At 66.9% G+C, this 21,857-nt stretch carries 17 protein-coding genes and 1 tRNA gene; 7 read left to right on the top strand and 11 right to left on the bottom strand.

The window, feature by feature from the left end; translation table 11 throughout:
* Positions 1-120 precede the first annotated feature (120 nt).
* From DRB06_RS12885 to DRB06_RS12875, 3 genes are read right to left on the bottom strand one after another with little or no spacing between them, the layout of a single operon-like run.
* Positions 121-1,290, bottom strand: coding sequence for a glycosyltransferase family 4 protein (locus tag DRB06_RS12885; protein ID WP_111820162.1), 1,170 nt, complete (start codon positions 1,288-1,290; stop codon positions 121-123).
* Positions 1,287-2,474: a DUF1972 domain-containing protein gene (locus DRB06_RS12880; protein WP_111820161.1), complete on the bottom strand. Its 1,188-nt coding sequence runs from the start codon at positions 2,472-2,474 to the stop codon at positions 1,287-1,289. Before DRB06_RS12880 ends, DRB06_RS12885 begins: the two co-directional genes overlap by 4 nt.
* Complete coding sequence (locus DRB06_RS12875) at positions 2,464-3,480, bottom strand: glycosyltransferase family 2 protein (RefSeq protein ID WP_108968429.1); 1,017 nt, start codon at positions 3,478-3,480, stop codon at positions 2,464-2,466. Before DRB06_RS12875 ends, DRB06_RS12880 begins: the two co-directional genes overlap by 11 nt.
* 164 nt (positions 3,481-3,644) lie before the next feature.
* On the opposite strand from DRB06_RS12875, the gene DRB06_RS12870 reads away from it, so the two are divergent.
* The gene (locus DRB06_RS12870) at positions 3,645-4,592 is read left to right on the top strand and encodes a glycosyltransferase family 2 protein (protein WP_181575272.1); all 948 of its coding nucleotides are present in this window, start codon (positions 3,645-3,647) and stop codon (positions 4,590-4,592) included.
* Positions 4,593-4,652: 60 nt separating this feature from the next.
* Here the strand turns inward: DRB06_RS12870 and DRB06_RS12865 are convergent, their stop codons facing one another.
* From DRB06_RS12865 to DRB06_RS12850, 4 genes are all read right to left on the bottom strand, one after another.
* Positions 4,653-7,424 carry a right-handed parallel beta-helix repeat-containing protein gene (locus tag DRB06_RS12865; RefSeq protein WP_111820159.1) on the bottom strand — a complete coding sequence of 924 codons (2,772 nt, stop codon included), beginning with the start codon at positions 7,422-7,424 and terminating at the stop codon, positions 4,653-4,655.
* A gap of 106 nt (positions 7,425-7,530) precedes the next feature.
* A complete protein-coding gene (locus DRB06_RS12860; RefSeq protein WP_111820158.1) occupies positions 7,531-8,196 on the bottom strand; it encodes a hypothetical protein in 666 nt (221 codons plus the stop codon).
* 144 nt (positions 8,197-8,340) lie between these two features.
* Positions 8,341-8,802 (bottom strand): hypothetical protein, encoded by a 462-nt coding sequence (locus tag DRB06_RS12855; protein ID WP_111890598.1) that lies wholly within the window; start codon positions 8,800-8,802, stop codon positions 8,341-8,343.
* Positions 8,803-8,849: 47 nt separating this feature from the next.
* Entirely contained in the window at positions 8,850-10,229 is a 1,380-nt protein-coding gene (locus DRB06_RS12850) for a glycerophosphodiester phosphodiesterase family protein (RefSeq protein WP_108968419.1), read from the bottom strand.
* A gap of 219 nt (positions 10,230-10,448) precedes the next feature.
* Here DRB06_RS12850 and DRB06_RS12845 point away from each other — a divergent pair.
* From DRB06_RS12845 to DRB06_RS12835, 3 genes are all read left to right on the top strand, one after another.
* Positions 10,449-10,520: transfer RNA gene (locus DRB06_RS12845), tRNA-Gln, on the top strand.
* A 148-nt stretch (positions 10,521-10,668) separates the two neighbouring features.
* Positions 10,669-11,673: a bifunctional N-acetylglucosamine-1-phosphate uridyltransferase/glucosamine-1-phosphate acetyltransferase gene (locus DRB06_RS12840; RefSeq protein ID WP_108968416.1), complete on the top strand. Its 1,005-nt coding sequence runs from the start codon at positions 10,669-10,671 to the stop codon at positions 11,671-11,673.
* A 66-nt stretch (positions 11,674-11,739) separates the two neighbouring features.
* Positions 11,740-12,714 carry a ribose-phosphate diphosphokinase gene (locus DRB06_RS12835; RefSeq protein ID WP_111820157.1) on the top strand — a complete coding sequence of 325 codons (975 nt, stop codon included), beginning with the start codon at positions 11,740-11,742 and terminating at the stop codon, positions 12,712-12,714.
* Between the two features lie 41 nt (positions 12,715-12,755).
* On the opposite strand, the gene DRB06_RS12830 is transcribed toward DRB06_RS12835, so the two are convergent.
* Together DRB06_RS12830 and DRB06_RS12825 are read right to left on the bottom strand one after the other, a co-directional pair.
* Positions 12,756-13,412, bottom strand: coding sequence for a polysaccharide deacetylase family protein (locus DRB06_RS12830; protein ID WP_181575271.1), 657 nt, complete (start codon positions 13,410-13,412; stop codon positions 12,756-12,758).
* 62 nt (positions 13,413-13,474) lie between these two features.
* The gene (locus tag DRB06_RS12825) at positions 13,475-14,464 is read right to left on the bottom strand and encodes a glycosyltransferase family 2 protein (RefSeq protein WP_258522264.1); all 990 of its coding nucleotides are present in this window, start codon (positions 14,462-14,464) and stop codon (positions 13,475-13,477) included.
* Positions 14,465-14,604: 140 nt separating this feature from the next.
* Between DRB06_RS12825 and DRB06_RS12820 the strand changes: the two genes are divergently transcribed.
* Positions 14,605-15,228, top strand: a complete 624-nt coding sequence (locus DRB06_RS12820) for a hypothetical protein (RefSeq protein ID WP_146750892.1) — start codon at positions 14,605-14,607, stop codon at positions 15,226-15,228.
* A gap of 182 nt (positions 15,229-15,410) precedes the next feature.
* Positions 15,411-18,503, top strand: coding sequence for a LamG domain-containing protein (locus tag DRB06_RS12815; protein ID WP_309300298.1), 3,093 nt, complete (start codon positions 15,411-15,413; stop codon positions 18,501-18,503).
* 74 nt (positions 18,504-18,577) lie between these two features.
* On the opposite strand, the gene DRB06_RS12810 is transcribed toward DRB06_RS12815, so the two are convergent.
* Entirely contained in the window at positions 18,578-19,741 is a 1,164-nt protein-coding gene (locus DRB06_RS12810; RefSeq protein ID WP_146750891.1) for a hypothetical protein, read from the bottom strand.
* Positions 19,742-19,864: 123 nt separating this feature from the next.
* Entirely contained in the window at positions 19,865-20,503 is a 639-nt protein-coding gene (locus tag DRB06_RS12805; protein WP_159097690.1) for a Wzz/FepE/Etk N-terminal domain-containing protein, read from the bottom strand.
* Between the two features lie 276 nt (positions 20,504-20,779).
* Between DRB06_RS12805 and DRB06_RS12800 the strand changes: the two genes are divergently transcribed.
* Positions 20,780-21,857, top strand: a 1,078-nt coding sequence (locus DRB06_RS12800; protein ID WP_146750893.1) for a polysaccharide pyruvyl transferase family protein, incomplete at its 3' end; no start/stop codon positions are given.

The following is a 21,857-nucleotide window of genomic DNA, read 5'->3' as shown; positions in this document are numbered from 1 at the left end:
AAGACATCATGCCCACAGCGGCTGGCCCAGCCACCGGCACTCCTTCACCGGCGACCACAAACAAGGTAACGGGTGACGCGGCCGCGCTAATGGGGTCGCACCACCCAACAGTTGACGCCTTCACGCGGGGATGAGATTGCGGACCACCGCGGTCATGGCCGCCCGGTAGCCGGCGACGCTGAAGCGGGTGCGCGCCTCCTGCGCCCCGCACCGGGCCAGGCGGGCGGCGAGGTCGGGGTCGGCGGCGAGCCTGCCCAGTGCAGTCGCGAGCGCCGCGGGGTCATCCGGGGGCACGAGCAGGCCGGTGACGCCGTCGTCTACGACTTCCTTAAGGCCCTGCACGCCCGAGGCGACCAGCGGACGGGCGGCGTGCATGGCCTCCACGGCCGTATTGCCGAAGGGCTCCTGCCGCGAGGGCACGACGACGACGTCCGCCCGTTCCAGCACCGGCCAGGTCGGGTGGACATAACCGAGGAAATCCACGTGCCCGGCCAGGTCCGGTGCGGCGGCACGCTCGCGCAGCTGCGCCTCGTACCACTCATAGCCCGGGAAGATCGAGCCGGCCACCTCCAGCGAGGCGTCGACACCGCGTTCGCGCAGCAGCGCGACCGCATCCAGCAGCACGTCCACGCCCTTGCGGGGGGACAGCCTGCCCACCATGGCAATCCGCAGCGGTGCGTGGGGAGCGCGTTCATGCAGCGGGGCGGGTGACTGCGGCGGGCCCGCCACGCCGTTGTGCACTACCCGGGTGCGCCCTGCCAGCAGCGGCTGCGCGGACAGCAGCGCTTGCCGGGCGGCCTCGGAGTTGGCCACGATCCGGGTGGCGGCGAGCAGTGGTGCGTTCAGACCCGCGCGGATAAGCAGGTGCTGGGTGTCCTCGGCCTCGTGCACGTGTGACAGCACCGGCACGCCGGCTGCACGTCCCGCCAGCGGCCACCACGGGATCGTCACGGTGTTGGCCAGCAGCAGGTCGGCGCCGCAGGCTTTGATCAGGCCGCGCAGCCGGGCGAGTTCGCCGGGCGCCCGCGCCGCCAGGACCGCCAGACCGCGGGGACTCAGCAGCGCCTTGCGCAGCACCGTGAAGGGGACGACGGCGACGCGCGCCCCCACACCCTCGAGTACACCCACCAGCGGACCCTCCTCGGGCAGGGCCACGTTGACGCGGTAGCCGGACTCGATCAGTCCGGTGATGGTCTCCACTAGCTGCCAGTCGGAGCCATACAGGTCGGGGGACGGGTGGGCGACCAGCACCAGGGGTGAGTCGGACCGGGGTGAGGTGGGAGCACTCATGCGGGGAATGCCCCCGTTCGCCGTCCGGAGGGGCGCCGGCGTCGGGGGCCCTGTTCGGCCAGGCGGCGGCACAGTGCCTCGTAGCGATCGGTCACCTCATCCCAGTCGTACAGGGCGGCCCGGCCGCGGGACAGCTCCCCGCGGCGTGCCTGCGCGTCCGGATCGGCCTCCGCGGAGTCGACCAGGGCGGCGACGTCGGCGGCCGTGGCCCAGTAGCGGCCGGCGTCGCCGAGCACCTCCCGGTTGAAGGGGACGTCGAACGCGTCCACGGCGGCCCCGGCGCCGATGGCGCGCAGCAGAGAGGGATTGGTGCCGCCCACGGAGTGGCCGTGGTAGTAGACGAGCGCGCCCGCGTACAGCTGGTCGAGCAGTTCCTGGTCCCAGACCCCGCCGAGTAGGCGGACGCGGGAGTCGGCCAGCTGCTCGATGCGGGCCGTGTACTCATTCGCGTAGGGGGCTGAGCCGACGACGACGAGTGGCAGTCGTGCCCCCGAGCGGACGTAGCCGTCGACGATCACGTCCACGTGGTTCTCGATCTCGAAGCGGGCCACCACCAGGTGGAAGCCGTCGGCCCGCAGCCCGAGCTCGGCCAGCCGGTCGGTGCCGACGACGACCTGCGGGGCCCCGTAGGCGATCAGGTCCGTGTCCGCCTCGAACTCCTCGGCGTAGTAGTCGGCGATGCCCTGGGCGTCGGCGATCAGCGCGTCCGAGTAGCGCACCGCCAGCGCCTCGGCCGCCCGGTAGTAGCGCCTGCCCGTGGGCCCCCATTTGCCGCGCCGCCACTCCAGGCCATCCACGTGGGTGGCCACGGGGATGCGGGCGGCGCGCAGGGCCGGCAGGAAGGGCGAGTTGGCGGCGTTGAAGACGATGGCGACGTCCGGGTGGACGCGCGGCAGCAGGTGCCGCACCGACAGTGCGGTGTGGGAGAGCGTCTCCAGGGAGCGCTTCTTCAGCGCCGGCAGCTCCACCACCCGCATGCCGCGATACATGCGGGGCAGGGGCGTGTCCGGTTCGGGGTTGCGGGAGTAGACGAGTACCCGGTGGCCCCGTGCGGCGAGGCGACGGCCGACCTCCTCGATGGCGGTCTCGAAGCCCCCGTAGCGTGCGGGCACGCCGCGGGTTCCGAGCATGGCGATGCGCAGCCGGTCGGGCCACGCGGCGGAGGCGGTGGAGCTAGCGGTCATTGGGCCTCTCTCGTGGGGTGAAGCGTTCCCGGTGGACGAGACGCAGCCCGTCGATCGCCCCGCGTACGGCGGGCACCAGGGTGGTGGTGGGATGGGTCAGCAGCTGACGGCGGCCGCCGCGCAGGAGGATCCGCCAGGACTCCTGGGGGGTGCGCCGCACCCAGCGGGCCAGTTCTCCGCGGCGTGCCCAGCGCGTACCCAGCAGCAGGCGGTTGCGGACGTTCCAGTAGTAGTAGGTAGCCGAGTGCCGCTGCCCGCCCGGCCGTTCACGCGACGTGGTGTCGGCCGCGCCGGCGGGGTCCGCCGATTCGCTGCCGGTTGCGTCTCGGCGGGGGCGCTGGGTTCCGCCCTCCACATGGCGGGCGACGATGTCGGTGTCGTTGAGCAGACGACCGCCGGCGGCCAGTACGCGTAGGGAGAAGTCGACGTCCTCCCAGTACAGGAAGTAGTCCTCCGCCAGGCCACCGGTCGCCTCCCACAGCCGGCGGGAGACCGCGAAGCAGGCGCCGGTCAGCCATTCCGCGTGACGGTGCCCCGGGATCAGAGTGGTGCGTGGAGACCGGGTGGCGCCGTCGGTCAGGTCCACGCGGTAGCCGTAGAAGACGGGCCTGCCGACATCGTCGACGATCATGGGAGCGACGAGCGTCATGGGGTCCGCCTCTACATGCGCCACGAGCGCGGCGAGCTGATCGGGGGCGATGGTCGCGTCCGGATTGAGGATGGCGAACGTCTGGGCGCCGGCGTCGAGTGCTGCTCGGACGCCCAGGTTCACGCCGGCGCCGAAGCCGAGGTTGGCGTCGGGCAGTACCGTCAGCCAGCCGTGGGCTTGGGCCTGGGCGGTCACGGCTGCCCGCTCGGCGGGGGTCGTCGCGTTGTCTACGATCACAATCCGAGGTGTCCCGGTACTCGGGGAAGCGTCGGCGGAAAGGGGGACGAGATTGGTCTCCAGCAGCTCGTGCGATCCGTAGTTGACGACTATGACTGCCGTGGAGGAGAGGTTAGTCATGCCAGCCGTATCTTCTTAACCGGGGTCCGATTGGGTGGTTGTGGTCGCAACCAAGGGGAGCGTCTCAGCGAGACCGCGTACTCGGGGGCGATGATACTATGCCAAGACTATTCACGAGTGGTCTACGCCGATGGACTACTCCCGTGATTCGTTGGGAGTTCCCCATGCCCGCAGGCCCGCTCACCCTTGACGTGGCGGTATGCACCTACAAGCGCCCCGAACGGGTGGCCGGCCTGGTGCCGCAGCTGCTCTCGCAACTGCAGGACCTGGAGGAGGTCGATGCGCGGGTGGTGATCGTGGATAACGATGCCGCGGGGTCGGCCCGTGAGCGTCTCGTCAATGCCGGCGGGGTCGGTCAGGATGGGCGCGTGCATGTGGTCGTGGAGCCCACCCCGGGGCTGTCGGCGGCGCGCAACCGTGCCCTGAGCGAGGCCGCTGAGCGCGATCTGCTGGTCTTCATCGACGACGACGAGTTGCCGGCCGACGGCTGGCTCGCCGCCCTGGTGGCGACCTACCGGAACACTGGCGCGGTCGGGGTGACGGGGCCAGTGGAGTCGGTCTTTGAGCAGCAGCCGGATCCGTGGATGGCATCGGCTCCCGTATTCCGCAGGGTGCAGCGCCCCACGGGAACGCCCATGCGCAGTGCCGCCACCAACAACCTGCTGCTGGACATGACCGTGGTGCGCCGCCTGGGACTCGAATTCGATCCGCGCTTCGCCTTCACCGGCGGGGAGGACACCTTCTTCACCCGCTCGCTGACCGCCCGCGCCGGTGCACTCGTCTGGTGCGACGCGGCTGTGGTTTCCGAGACCGTTCCCTCCGAGCGGGCCAGCCGCGAGTGGGTGCTCACCCGGGCCCGTCGTAACGCCGAGACCTGGGCCTGGGTGCGACTGCTGGACACGAGCGGCTGGCGGCGTGCCCGGCGGCGCCTGGAGTTTACGGCGCGTGGTACGGCGCTGTGGCTGGTCGGCTCGGCCCGTGCCCTGGCATCCCGAGGCGAGGATGCGGACCGTCAGGCGCAGCGGGCGCAACATGAGCACCGCGCCGCGGGCGGCCGCGGCATCCTGCGGGCGACGCTGCTGGGGCCGCACACCGCGCCCTACGCACGCTGAGACGCCGCAGCAGGTCGAATCCGCGCCCCCCGTGCGGGCCGTGGCCCAGCTCACCGGTGCTCAGGGCTGGACCCTGGTTTCATCCTCCACACTCAGCGCGGCGAACTTCAGCGCCTGCCCGGTTGAGGTGGCGCTTCCCGAGAGGTAGGTGTTGATACGGACGACGCCGCGGCGCTGGAGCCTGGGTTCAGCGTCAGTGGCCGTGGCATCCCACTCGGCGGGCGCGGAGGCCTCTCCCAACCAAACCTTGGCCCGCAGCGTGGTGGGCGAGGTGCCCGCCGCCTCGACGACGACATTCACCCGCATGCCCGGGCTGAACGTGCCCTCCACCGGGATCGTGGCCAGCGTGGTTTCCTGCGGGCCGACCCGCTTCATCAGGCTGGCGGAGAGTCTCCCATTGTCCAGGACTGTTTTCACGTAGTAGCAGTCCGAAGACCCGGCGATGCCACGTGCGGCGATCGAGACGTAGGTCCTCCCTCCCGCCCCGTTCTCGGCGAAGGTGAAGTAGGCGTTGACGCGGGTGCTTGTGGAACTGTAGTTGCGCACGGTGGCGGAGGAGCCTGCGCCGGCTTCTGGCATGGCGATGACCCCGTAGCCGTCCGCACCGCCGGTGAAACGCGCTGCGGGTGCGACCGACCAGGAGGTGCCCCAGCCGCCACTGACGGCGGTCTCGAATTGGTCGCCCCAGATGCCGTCGTTCAGACGCGTGTTGCTGCCGAGGTCCGACGTGGAGGTGTCCCAGGCGGCGTTCACGAGTGCGCCCCTGTCCACCGTTGCTCCCGTCGGCAGTCCGAGCGCGGTCGCGACCGCGGCGCTGAGCGGCTTGCCCGAGTCTTCCGCCGGAGAGCCCGCCCGAATCCGGTAGTCGCCGCTGTAGTCGGTGATAGTGCTGGTCTCGCGAACAAAGATCGGAGAGTCGCCGCGATCGGCGCGAAGGTCGAGCGAGTGGGAGTCCTTGCCGGCAATCGTCAGGCCCTGCGCCTGGGACTCCTGCGTGAGCGTCTCGGACACGGCCCAGGAATCGGGGCCTAGGCCGAAGTTGGTCAGGTAGCGGTCGGAGCCCGTGCCGGAATCTATGGTTTGCGGCCGGACGAACACGTTGTAGTCGGACTCGGCGAGCTGCTCGTTGGCGCCCGCGAATCTTCCCTCCGCCTCGTCCGGGCGCGGCAGGTTCCTGGATGCCTCGACCAGGATCATGTTCGTGTAGCGATGATTCTTGTTGGCGCCGGGATCGGTGAAGGCCGTCCGTGGCTTAGAGGCGATGATGTTGTTGATCAGCTCGTTGTTCAGTGAGTCCCATGCCATTGGCTTGGTGGTGTCACCGCCGTTGTATTCTCCGGCGCTCCACTTCTCGACGTAGCCGGCCGGGCAGGTATCCCACTCGCTCGACAGGTTGCATGCGTCGATGCGTCCGTCCTCGCGTACGTAGATCGGGTCGATGGTGCCGACGATCGTGTTGTTCCAGACCTTGTCGCGCGCGCTGCCGGACAGCTGAATACCGGTCTTGGATCCCTGAATCAGGTTTGAAACGATGACGTTATTCTGGCCGATCTCGTCCAGGATCGCGATGCGGTCGATGTTGATGAACGAGTTCCCCACGATCACCGAGTTGATCACACCTTCGTCCAGCCACAGGGCGTTGAAGGCGGTGGGACGCGCCTTGTTCATGCTGAGGTCGGAGGCGTCGAGGGGCTCGTCCGAATCGTCCTGCAGCGCTTGTGAGCGGTCGAAGGTATTGCCCTCGAGGCGCAGGGAATCGCTGTGAGTCAGTTTGAGGTCCGCCACTGTGCAGTAGGCGCCGCAAGCGGCGGTGATGAAACTCTTATTGCCATTCCCTGTGAATGTATTTCCGTACATGAAAAGGCGGTGAGCGCGATTCGCTCCGGCGCCGTTGCTGCCGTTCCCCGTAAAAACCGAATTCGTCACGGTGACGTCATTGGCGTCGATGTGAAGTGCGGGTCCCGCCTGGGAGCCGGAGAACGTGACCCGGTCGATGCGCGAGTTGTTTGAAACATTGAAGACCATGGTCGCGTTGCCGTTCGTGCCCCAGACCGGCTCGACGTAGCTCCACGACTGGATCGGCGCGTAGTTGCTGATCGTCAGGCCGGTCACCGCCGCGCCGTCGCCGGTCATGGTGAGAGCCCGGCCGTGCTGGATTATCTCGACAGTATTGTCGCCGGGGTCGCAGCCCAGGACGTACTGCGCGCCCGTATGTGGGCCTTGCACCCAGGAGGACTCGCTGTCGGAGTTCGCCAGCCGGGAAGCGATGGCGGGGTTCTCCTCAGCGGCCAGGTCCCTGACGTAGAAGGTCATCGTCCCCGGCTTGACCTCGGCGGGGTCATCCACCTGGGTCAGCTCCTCGGCGGTTCCGTCGGCTCCAACGAAGAATACGGCCTCCGGGAAGCGAGACATATCGCCGTCCACCTTCTTGGGATTAGTGGAGGCGTCCTGGTTGAACCGCACGAAATCAGTGCGCTTGCTGGTCCAGATGCCGTTCTGGCCGGTGAAGTCGGCCCGCGCCAGCGCCTCGGTGCCGGTAAGAACGGGCTTGGTCCCATTCTTGGCCTTGAGCGTGACTCCGTTGAGGACCAGTTCACCCTCACGGTAAGTGCCGCTGTCAACCTCCACCGTGTCCCCAGGGTCAGCGGCCTTGAGTGCGGAGCCGATCGTATGGAAGGGGTGCGCTGCCGTGCCGTCCGCGCTCTTGTCGTCCGCCGAGGCGCTGACGTGGATCGTGTCCGTAGCCGCCGCGGCATGCGTGGTCGGGGCAGTGCAAAGAGTGATTGAGACGAGGGTGAACAGCACAGTAAGGGCGGGGGCGATGCGTTTCATGACGTAACTCCGACTCAGGGGGCGTGTGAGCAGCGTAACATAGGTCTACCGCTGTGGTGATCGTCGTGTGATCGCATGTGCAGTTGTCTACGTCATGAATGGTGGCCTACTCAGGCGTCGGCGGTGTCGCGGGTGGAGTGGCCGTGTTCTGGACTGCGCCCTCGTCGTCGCTGCTTACGCGGATGCGAAGCAGTAGGAACGAGACTGCAAGGCCGATCAGGGCTCCGATGATGCCGCCGACTGCTCCGTAACGTGCCTTTGAGGGGCCGGATGGTGCAGAGGGAAGAGAGGCGGCGTCTACGTCCGTCAAAGACAGGCCCGTCTCGTCCTGGGGGGTTATTGACAACTCCGATACTACCCGACGCAACGCGGTGACCTCGGCCTCGGCGATCACCTGCGCGGTCTCGGCAGACGATGCGGAAGCCGAGACAGTGATGATCAGGCTGTTGGTCGAGCTTGTCACCGTGACCGCGCGCTTCACCTCGGCCTGGTCGATCCCAGTGGTCTGCGCGACCTCCGCCAGCACCGAGTCGGATGTGCTGAGCTGGATAATCGTCGGCATCACCGTATTGATGATGTTCGTTGCGGAGGAGACGCTGCGACCCCCGTCGCTGGTATCGGCGGCAACAAGAGCGCTGGCCGTGGAGGTGTAGACCGGGCCGCTTATCGTAGCGAATACGACTCCGACGATGACGCCGAGAACGAGATGCGCCAGCCACAGTGGCGCCAACTTCAGCAGGCCGCCGATCCGGTCAGCCTCGTCTTGGCTCATGGGTGCCCCCTCATCATGCCAATCCCCGCACGAGCCACCACGCGAGCTCGGCGGGTCTCCAAGGCGTTGTGTCAGGACACCAGGTTAGCCGTGCATCCGGGCTGTGTGGGCGGGATCCGCGGTGATCCCCATCGCGACCGCTGTTCAGGCGAGTGAGAATGGTGCCTGATTTGAGGCCACCACGGGCACCGACTCGATCAGGCCCAGCCCGGGGAAGAGCACCTCAACATCGTCGTTGCCTGTGACCTCGTCGAAGACGGCGAAGGCAGCATTCAGGGACGCGTCCGCGGTGGTGCTGTTCACCGCGGGCTGCTCGCTCAGTGGGCGCAGGCCGAGTCCGCGACTGAGTGACAGCAGTCGGATCTTCCCGGGCGTGTAGCCCATGGATGCCATTTTGAAGGCGCCGGTGCAGGTCAGCAGGTCGGTGCCGGCCGAGTTCGTCGCCACGCGCAGCACCGTCTTGCCGTTCATGACAGCTGCAGGTCCGACGATCAACTCCGCGGCGGCGGCGCATGCCGACGGTTCTGTGAAGGGGAGGCCGAGAGCCATCGCTGTGCCGCCGACGACGACCAGGCCGAATCGGCGTCGGCTCAGTGAGAATGGCATGTTTGATGTACCCGGGGCGAGGTGTCGAGCGGTCATTGACAACGCTTTCATGAAATTACCATCCCATCAACTTTTGCGCACATGGCGCCGATCGCGCCGTGGTTGATGCAGGTATCCAGCGCCCGTTGGCTTTCGCAGATGTGCCCGATGAGCGGCACACCGTATCCAGCGGCGGTCTGCCAGGCGGCGTCGCTCGCGTGCCAGGGCACCCCGAGTACGTCCCAGTAAGGCGCCCAGACGGCGGCCTGACCGCTGGTGATGTGCTCTTCGTAAACGTAACCCCAGGTGCGGAAGCCCGCCTTGCGCCAGATTGTTGCCAGCCAGGTGGCGTCGCCGAAGAACTTGAGGATCGTGTGTTCCGGATCCAGCCATGGTAGGTAGGTCTCATGTGCGGCTGCGCTGTATTTTGGGTCAACGAAGAGGACGTGGTCGTCGCCATAGGCGGCCAGTAGGTCATCGAGCCGCGTGAAGGGCTCACCCTTGGTGGTGAATCGGCGCACCTCGGCCCAGGTCATCTGGGCGACCGGCGTGGTTGGAGCGCCAGCGTCAACGCCCTGGAGATTCCGGTCGTGGACGCCCACGGGAACACCGTCGGCAGTCAGATTGAAGCTGAACTCCATGGCCGGTATGCCCCGCGTTGCGGATTCGCTATAGGCGCGCAGACTCATCTCTGGCCAGTCGGCCGAGCCTCCTCGGTGGGCGATCATCCAACTGCCCGTACGTGAAAGCAGAGTGTCCACGTCGACGCTCACCGGCTCGTTCAACACGGCCTGGGTGCTGGAGGTTGTCTGCTCATCGGCTCGACGCACGGACACGTTCACGGTCGTAGCCGAGTCCTGCGCAGGCTGTAGTCCGACCGCCGCCCACACGGTGGTGGCGGCCGTCTTGGTCTCTGTTATCGAACTTCCTGAGTCGGAGATGAGGAGAACGCGGAGGGATGACCATGCAGCGGTTGTGCTTGCCTGGCCGTCATAGACCATCTGCCCGCCCGTCACGGTAAAGGCGTTGAGCGGCACACCTTTAGATCCATGCTGCTGAGTTATGAGCAGGCCAGGAGCAGGCGCTGCTGGGCGGGTCGTCGTCCAGTTCGTGAGCACAGGAGTCGAGCCCGGTTCCACGCCCGACAGGGCCAGGAGGAGCGCTCGCTGTCGTGCGGCGTAGCTCGTACCGGAGTGCCACCATTGGGGGACAGTCACCTCGCCGGTCTGGGTGGCTCGTGTCCAAGCGATGGAGCCAGAGCGATTCGCGCTGTCGGTTCCGTCCGAGTAAGAGTGCTCCCACCCCTCCGGGACGCCCGCCTTGCCCATGTGGCCCCACTGCGAACTGGTGATCAGTACCAGTAGCTGTCCCGCCCGAGTGGAGACGGTCAGTGGGGAGCCGGAGCCGGCATAGGCCTCGGCGTGTGCTGAGGCTTCAACCTGTATCACGAGAGCTCCCTTCGTCTGTTCGGCGCCTGAAATACCATGAGCGCCGACCTTGTCTCCGCGGTAATAGCGAGATGCACGCTAGCAGGCGGCTAAGGAATGCAGGCAATCGTGTTGCCAAGGTGCAATGGTCGGTTGCGAGGCCGAGATGCGGGAGAAGCGGCGGCGAGAGTATGAGAAACTATGCCGGCGCCCGGCCGCACGGTCGGCCACGGGCGCTCTTCCGCCCTGGTGTAGAGGCAGCACGCAGGCCTTTGGAGCCTTGAGAGCCGGGTTCGAATCCTGGGGGCGGAACCGAGCCGGCACGACGCCACGCAGTCGCGCCGGCTGAATAGACGGTGCGCGGATCGGGTTGGGGCCTGGCGGCGGGCGACGTAGGATGGCATCGCCGGGCCGCCAGCGGCCTTGAGCCTCACCTTGAGATCCACTGAGAAGAGGACCCGTGGCTTCCACCTCCCCCGCCGCCGTCATCGTCATGGCCGCCGGCAAGGGCACCCGCATGCGCTCGTCCCTGCCCAAGGTGCTGCACCGCATCGGTGGGCGCAGTCTGTTGGAGCACGCCGTCGTGGCCGCCCGCGGGCTCGAGCCGGAGCACCTGGTGGTCGTGGTGCGCCACCAGCGCGACGCGGTCGTGGCCGAGCTCGCCGACTTCGCCCCGGACGCCCTTCCCGCCGACCAGGATGAGATTCCCGGTACCGGACGCGCCGTCGCCTGCGGGCTGGCGGCCCTACCCGAGGACCTGGTCGGACCGGTGGTGGTCACCAGCGGCGACGTTCCGCTCCTGGATACCGCCACCCTGCGGGCGCTCGTGCGTCAGCACGCCGAGCACGACGACGCCGTAACCGTGCTCACCACGGTGCTGGACGACCCCACCGGCTATGGGCGCATCCTGCGCGACGACGCCGGGGCCGTGACCGGAATCGTCGAGCAGCGTGATGCCAGCCCGGCTCAGCTCGCCGTCAACGAGGTCAACGCCGGCGTGTACGTCTTCGACGCCGCCCACCTGCGCCGGGCCCTGGCCACTCTGGGGACCGACAATGACCAGGGCGAGGTCTATCTCACCGACGTCGTCGCTCACGCGTACCGCGAAGGACGGGCCACCTCCGCGCTGGCCGTAACCGACCACTGGCTCGTCGAGGGCTGCAACGACCGCGCCCAGCTCGCCTCGCTCGGCGCCGAACTCAACCGGCGCGTCCTCTCGGCTTGGATGGAGCAGGGCGTCGGCGTCGTCGATCCGGCGGGGACCTGGGTGGACGTCACCGTCGAGCTCGCCCGCGATGTTCGGCTGGAGCCCGGCGTCCTGCTGCGCGGGGCCACCCGCATCGGTGAGGGCGCCGTCGTCGGGCCGTACTCGGTGCTGACGGACGCCGACATCCCGGCGGGTGCCGTCGTCGCCCCCTTCAGTCTGCTCGGATCGGACCTGCCTGCCGCCGGAAGACCGGCCTGACCGACTCTTCCCACCGTCCGAGCCCAGAAATCCGGACCGCACCGGCCACGAGAGAGGAACCACGTCATGACCGGCATCATCACCAAGGGCGAGAAGCGGCTCGTCATCGTTTCGGGCCGGGCCCACCCGCAGCTCGCCCAGGACGTGGCCTCCGAGCTCGGCACCGAGGTGCTCTCCTCCACGGCCTACGACTTCGCCAACGGTGAGACCTATGTGCGCTTCAACGAGTCCGTGCGCGGCTGCGACGTGTTCGTCATGCAGTCCCACGGAGACCGGGTCAACGACTGGATCATGGAGCAGCTCATTATGGTGGACGCGCTCAAACGCGCCTCCGCCAAGCGCATCACCGTGGTCGCCCCCTTCTACCCCTACGCGCGGCAGGACAAGAAGCACCTGGGGCGCGAGCCCATCTCCGCCCGGCTCGTCGCCGACCTGTACAAGACCGCCGGCGCCGACCGCATCATGAGCGTGGACCTCCACTCCAGCCAGGAGCAGGGGTTCTTCGACGGCCCCTGGGACCACCTGTGGGCCCAACCCGTGCTGGTGGACTACATCCGCCGCCGCATCGACGTGGCCAACGCCGCCGTGGTCTCCCCGGACGCGGGACGCATCCGCGTCGCCGAGCGCTGGGCGAACGCCATGGGCGGGGTGCCGCTCGCATTCGTCCACAAGACCCGCGATGTCACCCGGCCGAACGAGTCCGTGGCCAACCGCGTGGTCGGCGACGTGGAGGGACGCTCCTGCGTGCTCGTGGATGACATGATCGACACCGGCGGCACCATCGCCAAGGCCGTGCAGGTACTGCTGGCCTCCGGCGCTAAGGATGTGATCGTCGCCGCCACCCATGGCGTGCTCTCCGGCCCCGCCGTCGAGCGCCTGTCGGGCTGCGGCGCCCGCGAGGTGGTGGTCACCGACACCCTTCCCATCGCCCCCGGCAAGCGCTTCGACTCCCTGACCGTGCTGCCGATCGCGCCGCTGCTGGCACGTGCCATCAAGGCCGTCTTCGACGACGGCTCGGTGACCAGCCTGTTCGAGTCCTGAACGCGGCCGGTCGGCATGGCGGCCTCGGGCTGCAACCGTCCTTAATGCGAGAAACTGAGCCGACGGACCGGGGTGCCGGCGGTCAGCGCCGTTCCCAGTGACACCGCGGACAGGTCGCGTTCCTCCAGGCCCGTGAGCACCTCGGACAGCAACGCCACCTTGTCGACCCCGCCCACGGCTTCCTCCGTCGCCAGATCGGAGGCGTCGGCGGCACCATCGTGGGCGAGCAGGATCGCCCCGGGGACGGCGTCGCGCATGGCGCGCGCGACGCGCTCCTCGTGGGAGACGTCCTTCCAGTCCCAGGTCGTGCCGGACCACAGGACAGTGGTCAACCCCGCCGCCGACGCGGCCAGGCGGCTGCGCGGGGACTGCGCGCCGTGGGGCGGCCGGAACCAGCGCACCGGCACGCCGGCGATGTCCTCCAGTTCGGCGCGGGCGTCCCGCAGCCAGGGGGCGAGGTCGTGGCGGGGCAGGGTGGTGACCCGGCGGTGATCGAGCCCATGAAGGGCAACCTCGTGGCCCGCCTGGAGGAGGTTACGGACCAGGCCGGGGCTGCGTCGCGCCCGGGTGAGCAGCATGAAGAAGGTCGCCTGCGCGTTGTGATCGGCCAGGACGGTGGCAAGCGGCTCGGTGCTGCCGGGCAGGGGACCGTCGTCAAACGTCAGCACCACCTGACGAGAACGCGTACGCACACTCATCACTGATCCCATCACGGGGCCGAGGAGGGCGTCCGCAGGCCGTCTGAGCAATGATTTCATGGTCATCGTGAACCGTCCTCCTCGCGGCGGAAGGAACCTGGGGTGAGGGAGCGGGGCGCTCGGACCAGCCGGCTCAGGGGCTGAGTCGAACGCGCATACTCGTTCCATGACAGCCCCAGGCCGGCCAGGGTCATGCCGGCTCCGCGAGCGGCCAAGCGCCAGCCCCGCGCGTCGGCGCTCAGGTCGCGGCGTAAGGCTCCCCAGCCGGCGCGCGTCAGGCCGACGGCGACCCTGCCCGCGCCGCCTGCCAGCACGCGCGCTCGTGTCATCGGGCCGGTGCCGAAGTGCAGGTCAAGCAGGCCGGAGGTGTTGCCATGGCTGAGTTGGCGGGCCAGCACCCAGCGGCGAGTAATCCGCTCGGTGGCCACGTGGTCGACGACGATCGCATCCCGGGCGAAGACAATGCGCCCGCCCCGAGCCACCAGCGTGCGGGTCAGCAGCGTGTCCTCACCTCCCGACAGCCCCAGCGCCCCGTTGAAGCGGAGATCGCCGAGCTGATGCAGGTCGAGCAGGAGGTTCCCGCAGGCGGCCGCGGGCCGTTCGGAGCCGTCGGGGAAGCGGCGCCGCTCGAAGAAGCCTCCGGCGAGGATCCAGGGGGAGGGGCGAGTCGGGTAGCGGGTGTCCACCCAGCCGGCGACGGCGGCCGCGCCCGTCTCCCGCCAGCGCTCCAACATGCGTACCAGCCAGCCGGATACCGGCGTTCCGTCGTCGTCGATGAACAGCAGGAGGTCGCGCCCCGAGGCTGATGCCTCATCCAGGGCGCGGTTACGACCTGCGGAGATGCCCGGAACCGGCTCCACCACGCAGCGCACCCCCGCCAGCCCCAGGGACTCGACGGCTTCTTTACCCGAGGCGGCCGGATCGTTGTCCACGACCAGCACGTCGACTTCGCACCACGGCGGGGCGGCTGCGGCCTGGGCGTGGACCAGCCGCACCGTCTCGCACACCTGCTCCGGGCGGTGGAAGGTGAGGATCGCGACCGTGGCGTGCATGCGGGAATCCGTCATCGCCAGGGGTGCCGGTGTGGCGCGGGGAGAAGGTGGGCAAGGTACATACTCAACTCCTTGAGCGACTCGGGACGGGGCGCAGGTTCACACGGTACATGCACCCGCATTCCTATACTGTTTAGCCCGTGAAGATGATTCGTTACTCCGGAGCGTTGATTCTGCCCCTCCTGATGGTGGCCGCATGCTCAAACTCCACGGACACCACATCGTCGGATGCGTCGGCCGCATCCAGCGTCGCGCCGACGCAGTCCACGGCAAGGCCCGCCGCGGTTCCCACCGGTGCCATGATCCCGTCGCCGGCCCCGGATGATCAGGACCAGGCGCTCGCCGATGGCGACATGAGTGCCGACTGGCTCGACCCGGTTGAGCTGACGCAGGCGGTTGCGCTCGAGGACTCCGTCACCGTGGCCATCGGCGAGCTGAGCAGTCGGCATCTCGACGCCGCGCTTCCCGACGAGGTCTCCGGCGACGGCATCATCATCCCCGTCACGGTGGCGAACACCGGCGCCGATGAGCTGTCACTTGCAGGACTCGTGGTCACGGTGGCGGCGGGTGAGGAGGATGTTCCCGCGTCACAGATGCTCTCGGCCTCGGACCAGATCCCGGCGTCGCTGGCCTCCGGCGAGGCCGTGACCATCGACATGGCCTTCGTGGTTCCGCAGGAACTACGCGAGAACGTCAGTATCGTAGTGGACCTGGGGGCGCAGAGTCGGGCGGCGGTGTTCCAGGGCGTCGCCCCCACCTCCTAAAATCACGGTTTAGAGTCGAAAGCATCTCAACATATCGGTTGGGGAGCGGTCGGACGTGATCGTGTTACGAAATGGTCCCGTACGGCGTTTTATGTGGCCATACTTCATCTTCGACGGGACCCGGCGGGACGCCTTTCCGAGACTTGCCGGCCCGTCTCTCCCCGCCCAACTCTGGAGGTTGTGTGAAACACATCGGTCTGCTTCGCCGCGCCTTGGCGCTGCTGGTCACATCTTCGCTGGTGGCCTTGCCGGTAATGGCCTCAACATCGGCTCAGGCAGCGGAGGGTGATGCCGCGGAAGTCCTGCCGGACACCGTCTCCGCCGATGCGCTCCCGACCCCACAGGTCGTCAACGGGGTCGTGCGTGATCAGGTGGTCGTCGGCAATACCGTGTACGTCGTCGGCGAGTTCACCACCGTCCGGCCGGCGGGCTCCGACGCCACGGCCACCCGCACCAACGCTCTCGCCTACGACATCACCACCGGTGATCTGCTGGACTGGGCTCCGCAGACCAACGGAGCGATCCAGTCGATTGCGGCTATGCCCGACGGCTCCCGCCTCTTCATCGGCGGGGCCTTCTCTCAGGTGAACGGCGAGACCGTGTGGAGGGTCGCTGCGATAGATCCCGTCACCGCCGAGCGCAAGCCCCTCACGGCTGCGGCGAACGCCAAGGTGTTCGCCGTGGAGGTGTCGGCCGATGGATCGACGCTATACGTGGGCGGAGCCTTTACCCAGGTGAACAACCAGGAGCGCCTGCGCTTCGCGGCCGTGGATCTGACAACCAAGAAGCTTCTTGACCTAAAGGCGAACATCCCCGACTTCAGCGTGCGTACGATCGCCGCCGAGCCGAACGGCACCGGGGTGGCCATCGGTGGCTCGTTCACCTCGGTCAACGGCTCCACCAGTCCCGGTTACGGCATGGCCATCCTTGAGCAGGACGGCAGCGTGCGTAAGAACAGGCTCACCTCCGTGGTCAAGTCCGGCAATACCTACGGCGGCATTATGGATCTGAAGGCGGATGAGCAGGGGCTGTACGGCGCCGCTTACACCCAGAACCGTTCACACGGTAACTTGGAGGGTGTTTTCCGTGCGGACTGGGCGACCGGAGACGTGGCGTACCTTGCCGACTGCCATGGCGACTCATACAGCGTGTTCCCCAGCGGTGACGTCGTCTATGCGGCGAATCATGCGCATGACTGCTCGAATATCGGCGGTTTCCCCGACAACACCAAGAACTACCATTACGTGCTCGCCTATGCCAACCATGCGACGGGCGTCGTCGGCACCAACACGGCTTCCGGTTACTACAACTTCGCCGGACAGCCGGCCACCACGAACCTCAACTGGTACCCCGACTTCACCCCCGGCACCTACACGGGGCTCGGGCAGGCAACATGGTCGGTTGACGGGAACAACGACTACATCGTCTACGGTGGTGAGTTCACCGCCGTTAACGGGGAGTCCCAGCAGGGACTGACCCGCTTTGCGCGACGTGACCTCGCTCCCAATGAGCAGGGGCCTGTGAACAAGGGTGGCAGCTACAAGCTGTCGGCGAGCAGCCCGGCTGCCGGCATGGTCAGTCTTAGCTTCTCCGCCAACTGGGACCGTGATGACAAGACACTCTCCTACGCCGTCTACCGCGACAGCCTGGACAGTGAGCCGATCTCTGTGCAGGACGTGACGGCGGGATTCTGGGAGCTTCCCGCGCTGGCCGCGTCCGATACCGTCGACCCGGGATCAACCCACCAGTATGTTGTTGTGGTCACTGACCCTTGGGGGGCGTCGACCCGTTCCGACTGGGTCACTATCACTGCCGGTGAGGGTCAGGGAATGGCCGAATACGGCAAACAGGTGATCGGTGACGGGGCGGTGAACTACTGGCCGCTTGATGATGCCTCAGGTGCCAAGACCGCCGCTGATGTCCTGGGCGGCAAGAACCTGACCTACCGCGGTTCCAGCTATACCACTGGGTCACAGACTTTCCTTACCCAGGGAGCATCGGTCACGTTCTCGCCCAGCAACGGGAACTGGTGGAATTGGTGGAACCGGAACCGGGGGCAGAGCTCGTCCTGGGCGGCGCAGACCTCCGCATCGACAGCCCCGGCTGCATTCACCGTCGAGGCCTGGTTCCGCACCAGTAGCACCAGTGGTGGCGAGATCGTCGGATTCTCCTCCCGCAGCGACGCCGAGAGCGGCAACAAGGATCGCATGCTCTACCTGAGCAACAACGGGACCGTCACCTACATGCTGTACCCGGGCTCCACCAAGGTGATCTCTTCCGCTGCGGGATACAACGACAATGCCTGGCACCACGTCGTCGCTACCACTGATCCAACCGCTGGCTCCGTGCTTTATCTGGACGGCGAGGCCGTGGCCTCGGATGCTGCGATGACCTCGGGCCAGTCCTACACCGGGTACTGGCGCATTGGTGGTGACACCAACTCGGGGCTGCCCAATGCGGGCTCGAGCGGTTACTTGGCCGGATCGATCGATGAGGTCGCCGTTTACGGGAAGGCACTGAGCGCCCAGCAGGTGGCCGCCCACCACACCCTCGGGACCACCGGTGAGCTGCCGAAACAGGATCCTGCCGAGCAGGCCGATCCCGACGACGGGCAGGACGCAGCGGGCGCGTTGGCGGATGACGTGCTCATCTCCGACTCGTTCACGCGTGAGACCGGCAGGGGCTGGGGCACCACGGATTCCGGGGCCGTCTGGACTGCCAACTACGGGGTGAGCCGTATGTCGGTGGACGGATCGGCCGGCCTGATGACGATGACCGGTGCGGGTACGGCGAACTCGGTGTCATCGCCGGTAGTTGAGTCGACCTCCACCGACTCCACCGTCGATTTCGTTCTCGACCAAATGCCCAGCGGACGTGGCGTCTATGTCAGCTATATTGGACGTGCCAATTCCTCGGGGCTCTACCAGGTTGGATTCCACACGACTGCCAATGGGACGGTGCAGATGGCGGTCTCGAAGAAGGTCGGTGGAACCGAGACGACGCTCGGCACTTCCAGGTTAAGTGCAACCTACAGCGCCGGCCAAATACTACACGTCAGGTTCGTAGTCGATGGTGCCGAGTCTACGAAGCTCCAGGCGAAGGCGTGGATCGGCGAGGTTGAGGAGCCACAGGAATGGGGCATCGAGGTGACGGATGCCGATGCGCTGCTCTCAGAGGCCGGTTCGGTGGGTCTCGTCACATATACGTCCGGAGAAGCCGATTCGTCCAGGCTCACGCTGCGAGTGGACAACCTTGTAGTCAAGAGGCTCGCGTAGCCGGCACAGTGGGCGCTCATGTATAGGGCCCCGTACCCAGAGATCGCAGATTCATGCGGGCCGGGTATGGGGCCCTATGCTGTTCGCGCAGCCACAGGTGGTAAACAAACTGCCGCGGCAATGGCCAGCTCCATATAAGGAACGATGGTGCTGAACGGCCCGAACAGACAGTTCCAAACGACGGCGACAGCGATGAAAATCATCCATCCCCGGGAGCGCAGTGTGGCCAACGTGCGCACCGATGCCAGCAAAGAACACGCGATCACGAGCAGTCCGAGTGCGAGTCCGGGAAGCGAAAACACGGCCCACATGTCGCCCAATCCGGAGTGCAGTTCGAAATGGCCGCCGCCAAGCATGTAATGCAGGACATAATTGTTGTCTGGGTCATATCCGAGAGCGTGCATGCCGTCCATCGCCACCCGAATATCGCTGTAGCGAGGTGCCACTCCGGCGCCATAGCCCCAAGGGCGGTGCTGAAACAGGGCCAGTGTTGCGCCCATCTCCGGGCGTGCAGCAGTCAGAATGTTTGAAGATGCGGACTGGGCTGCGGTGCGAGTCTGTGCTGCTTCGCCGAGGTAGCCGGCTGATGATGCTGCCAGTACCGCCGCTCCGGCGCACACTCCCAGTATGGCGATGAGAGAGACCTGTGTCCCGACAGCGGCTGTGCGCGACAAACGCACCTGGGTCCGTGCTGCGGCCGCCTGCCACGCCAGGATTGTGGCGGTGACTAGGAGGAAACCGACCGCGGATCTGGCGTCGCTGAGCAAATAAACCACCGTTAGGAGGATTGCGGCGAGCAGTTCGCTTGTGCGACTCCGCCTGTGCGCCAAAGCCAGCAGCAGCACACTGGTGGGTAGGCCGAAGGCGAACTTCCAGGGATTATCGAGTGAGACTGCGCGGATTGAGGCGTCTATGAGCAGTCCGATTGTGAAGCATGCGGCGGCAAGATCCACGCCCAGCTCCTGGACGGCCCAAATGACTGCGGTTGCGCCGACCGGGATAGCAGCCGCTGCGAGGATCGCGGACACTGCCCCGCTCGGTACGACGACGAACTCCCCGGCGGCTGCGAGCGCCAATGCCACGCCGGCCGCAATCGCCGTCAGCGAGCACAGCATTAGTAGACCGATCACCCGCGAATGCCGTGATGCCCTCCAGGTCAGTGGCAGAAGTGCTATCGCGACTATGTCGCCCAGGTTGATGCCGAACGCCAGGCTCGTTCGCCAGGACACCGTGGCCACCACGGCACCTGCGAGCACCTTCCTCCGGGTGGGGGTCAGAGCGGCTTGCATCTTGCGGAAGTCGTTGAGCGCCGGTAGTGCGGCGGGCGGATCTCTGTCATGAGGACAGCAGCGTAGACCGGACTACGGCCGGTTGGGGCGCGGTTGTGGTGACGGGTTTGCGTGCATCGTCCGCTGTCCCGTCTCCAGGGCGAGCGTCACCGCCAGCCCCAACCATCCGCCCACGATCAACCCGATAGTTCCATAACGTGACTTGGAGGGGCCGATGAGTTGGGCGGTGGGTGAAGCGTCAACCTCCGACAGCGACAAATGTACGTTGGTGGATCCAATAGTCACGTTCATCGACGATGCATGTTCGGCGAGTGCATGGGTCGCTGCAGCGGCTATAGCCTCAGCCTGATCCGGTGAGGGGCCTGTCGCTCGTACGACGATCAACAGAGTGTCGGTGGGGTTGGAGACCGTGATGTGTGCGGCAGTCTCCTCGGCAGGGATACCAGTTTCTGCGGCCACAGAGTCGAGCATTGAGCGTGAGGTACTGATCTCGGCGAGGGTGGGGGCGACGGTATTGATGATGTTGGCGGCGCTCGTGACGTTGCTGACTCCGTCAAAGGACGAGACGGCGAGGATGCTGGTGACGGTGGAGCGGTAGACGGGGGGTGTTACCGCGGCACTCAGGACTCCGAGCACAGCCGCCAACAGGGAAAGTGCGGCGACGACGGGCCAGCGTCTGCGGAGGGCCCGAACGATGCGATCGGGAGTCACGGGTAGACCTTCCGCAGAGTCAGTGCGTGGTACTGGTGCACGACAGTCATGATGAGTTCGTTCATTCATGCAGGACGTTACCGGTCGCCTCATGTGTTCGGGGATGATCGCCGGATTTGCGTGTGCAATATCACTTGCTGATGGCTCTGCCCGTGGTTATGAGTGGTGGCAGTAGCCTCTTGGTGGGCGGGTTTCGGGGTAGCCTGGTACCGGCCCTCCAGCGATAACGGTTTTGCGCTCACGGCCCTTACGTCTTCACCAGCTACGAAGGAATCCATGCGCATTCTGATCCTCTGGGCCTCGCTCGATCAGCCCAACCTCGGCGTGCGGGCGCTCGCCGTCGGTACCCGGGCGGTCGCCGCAAAGGTGTTCCCGAACGCGGAGATTCAGATTCAAGGCACCGGGCATGGAGACGCCCCGACGTCGTTGTTCATGAGTCGGAGGGGGCTGCTCAAGGAACGCGTGACCGGCGCGCACGGCCTGTTCAACTGGCTTGCCTCCTTCGACCTGGTGCTGGACACTCGCTCCGGTGACTCCTTCGCCGACATCTATGGGCTGGAGCGCCTGCGCAACATGTCTCGTTTCCCTGAGGTCCTGCACCATCTTGGCGTCCCCCTAGTGCTCACTCCCCAGACCATCGGTCCCTTCAACACCCGGCGCGGCGCCCGTATGGCCCGCCGTGCCCTGAACCATGCCCGGCTCGTGGCCAGCCGTGATGCGCGTTCGGCCGCCTGCGCGGCGCGACTGGGACGGCCCGTGGACGTGGAGTCCACCGACGTGGTCTTCGCGATCGACCACCCGCCAGTGGCGACCACCCGGGACGTGGTGCTCAACGTCTCCGGACTCCTTTGGGACGACAATCCTCATGTCGACGCCGCCCGCTACCGGCGCGATGTGCTTGAGATCGCTCACCGCCTGCAGGCGCAGGGGCGCGCCATCACCCTGCTGACGCACGTCGTCGGGCCCGACGAGTCCGCCGGCGACAACGACCGCCATCCGCTGGCAGATCTGCAACGCGAGCTCGGGGAGGTGGAGGTGATCGTGCCGCAGGGAGCAGACGCCCTGGACCAGGTGCGCAATGCCGTCGGCTCGGCCCGAGTGGTGCTGGGCTCACGCATGCACGCGTGTCTGAACGCCCTGTCCATGGGCACCCCCGCCATCCCGTTGGCGTACTCACGCAAATTCGCGCCGCTGCTGTCCGGCATCGGCTGGGAGCACGTCGTTGACCTGCGTGGCGACGACGTCGCCGACCGCGCCCTGTCAGCGGTCGCCTCCCCCCGGTTGCAGGAGGACGTGATCGAGGTACGGCGTCGCGCCGACCGAGACCTCGCCCGCTTCACCGATGCGTTGGGAG

The organism is Actinomyces sp. Z5, from assembly GCF_003287795.1.
Taxonomy (GTDB): domain Bacteria; phylum Actinomycetota; class Actinomycetes; order Actinomycetales; family Actinomycetaceae; genus Actinomyces; species Actinomyces glycerinitolerans.
Note: the sequence above shows the minus strand (reverse complement) of the source record. Positions and strands in the feature narration are given on the sequence as shown.

Excerpts from the sequence above, each read along its gene's own strand:
- DRB06_RS12885 (WP_111820162.1), bottom strand. The coding sequence starts at position 1,290 with ATGAGTGCTCCCACCTCACCCCGGTCCGACTCACCCCTGGTGCTGGTC.
- DRB06_RS12880 (WP_111820161.1), bottom strand. The coding sequence starts at position 2,474 with ATGACCGCTAGCTCCACCGCCTCCGCCGCGTGGCCCGACCGGCTGCGC.
- DRB06_RS12875 (WP_108968429.1), bottom strand. The coding sequence starts at position 3,480 with ATGACTAACCTCTCCTCCACGGCAGTCATAGTCGTCAACTACGGATCG.
- DRB06_RS12870 (WP_181575272.1), top strand. The coding sequence starts at position 3,645 with ATGCCCGCAGGCCCGCTCACCCTTGACGTGGCGGTATGCACCTACAAG.
- DRB06_RS12865 (WP_111820159.1), bottom strand. The coding sequence starts at position 7,424 with ATGAAACGCATCGCCCCCGCCCTTACTGTGCTGTTCACCCTCGTCTCA.
- DRB06_RS12860 (WP_111820158.1), bottom strand. The coding sequence starts at position 8,196 with ATGAGCCAAGACGAGGCTGACCGGATCGGCGGCCTGCTGAAGTTGGCG.
- DRB06_RS12855 (WP_111890598.1), bottom strand. The coding sequence starts at position 8,802 with ATGCCATTCTCACTGAGCCGACGCCGATTCGGCCTGGTCGTCGTCGGC.
- DRB06_RS12835 (WP_111820157.1), top strand. The coding sequence starts at position 11,740 with ATGACCGGCATCATCACCAAGGGCGAGAAGCGGCTCGTCATCGTTTCG.
- DRB06_RS12830 (WP_181575271.1), bottom strand. The coding sequence starts at position 13,412 with ATGAGTGTGCGTACGCGTTCTCGTCAGGTGGTGCTGACGTTTGACGAC.
- DRB06_RS12825 (WP_258522264.1), bottom strand. The coding sequence starts at position 14,464 with ATGCACGCCACGGTCGCGATCCTCACCTTCCACCGCCCGGAGCAGGTG.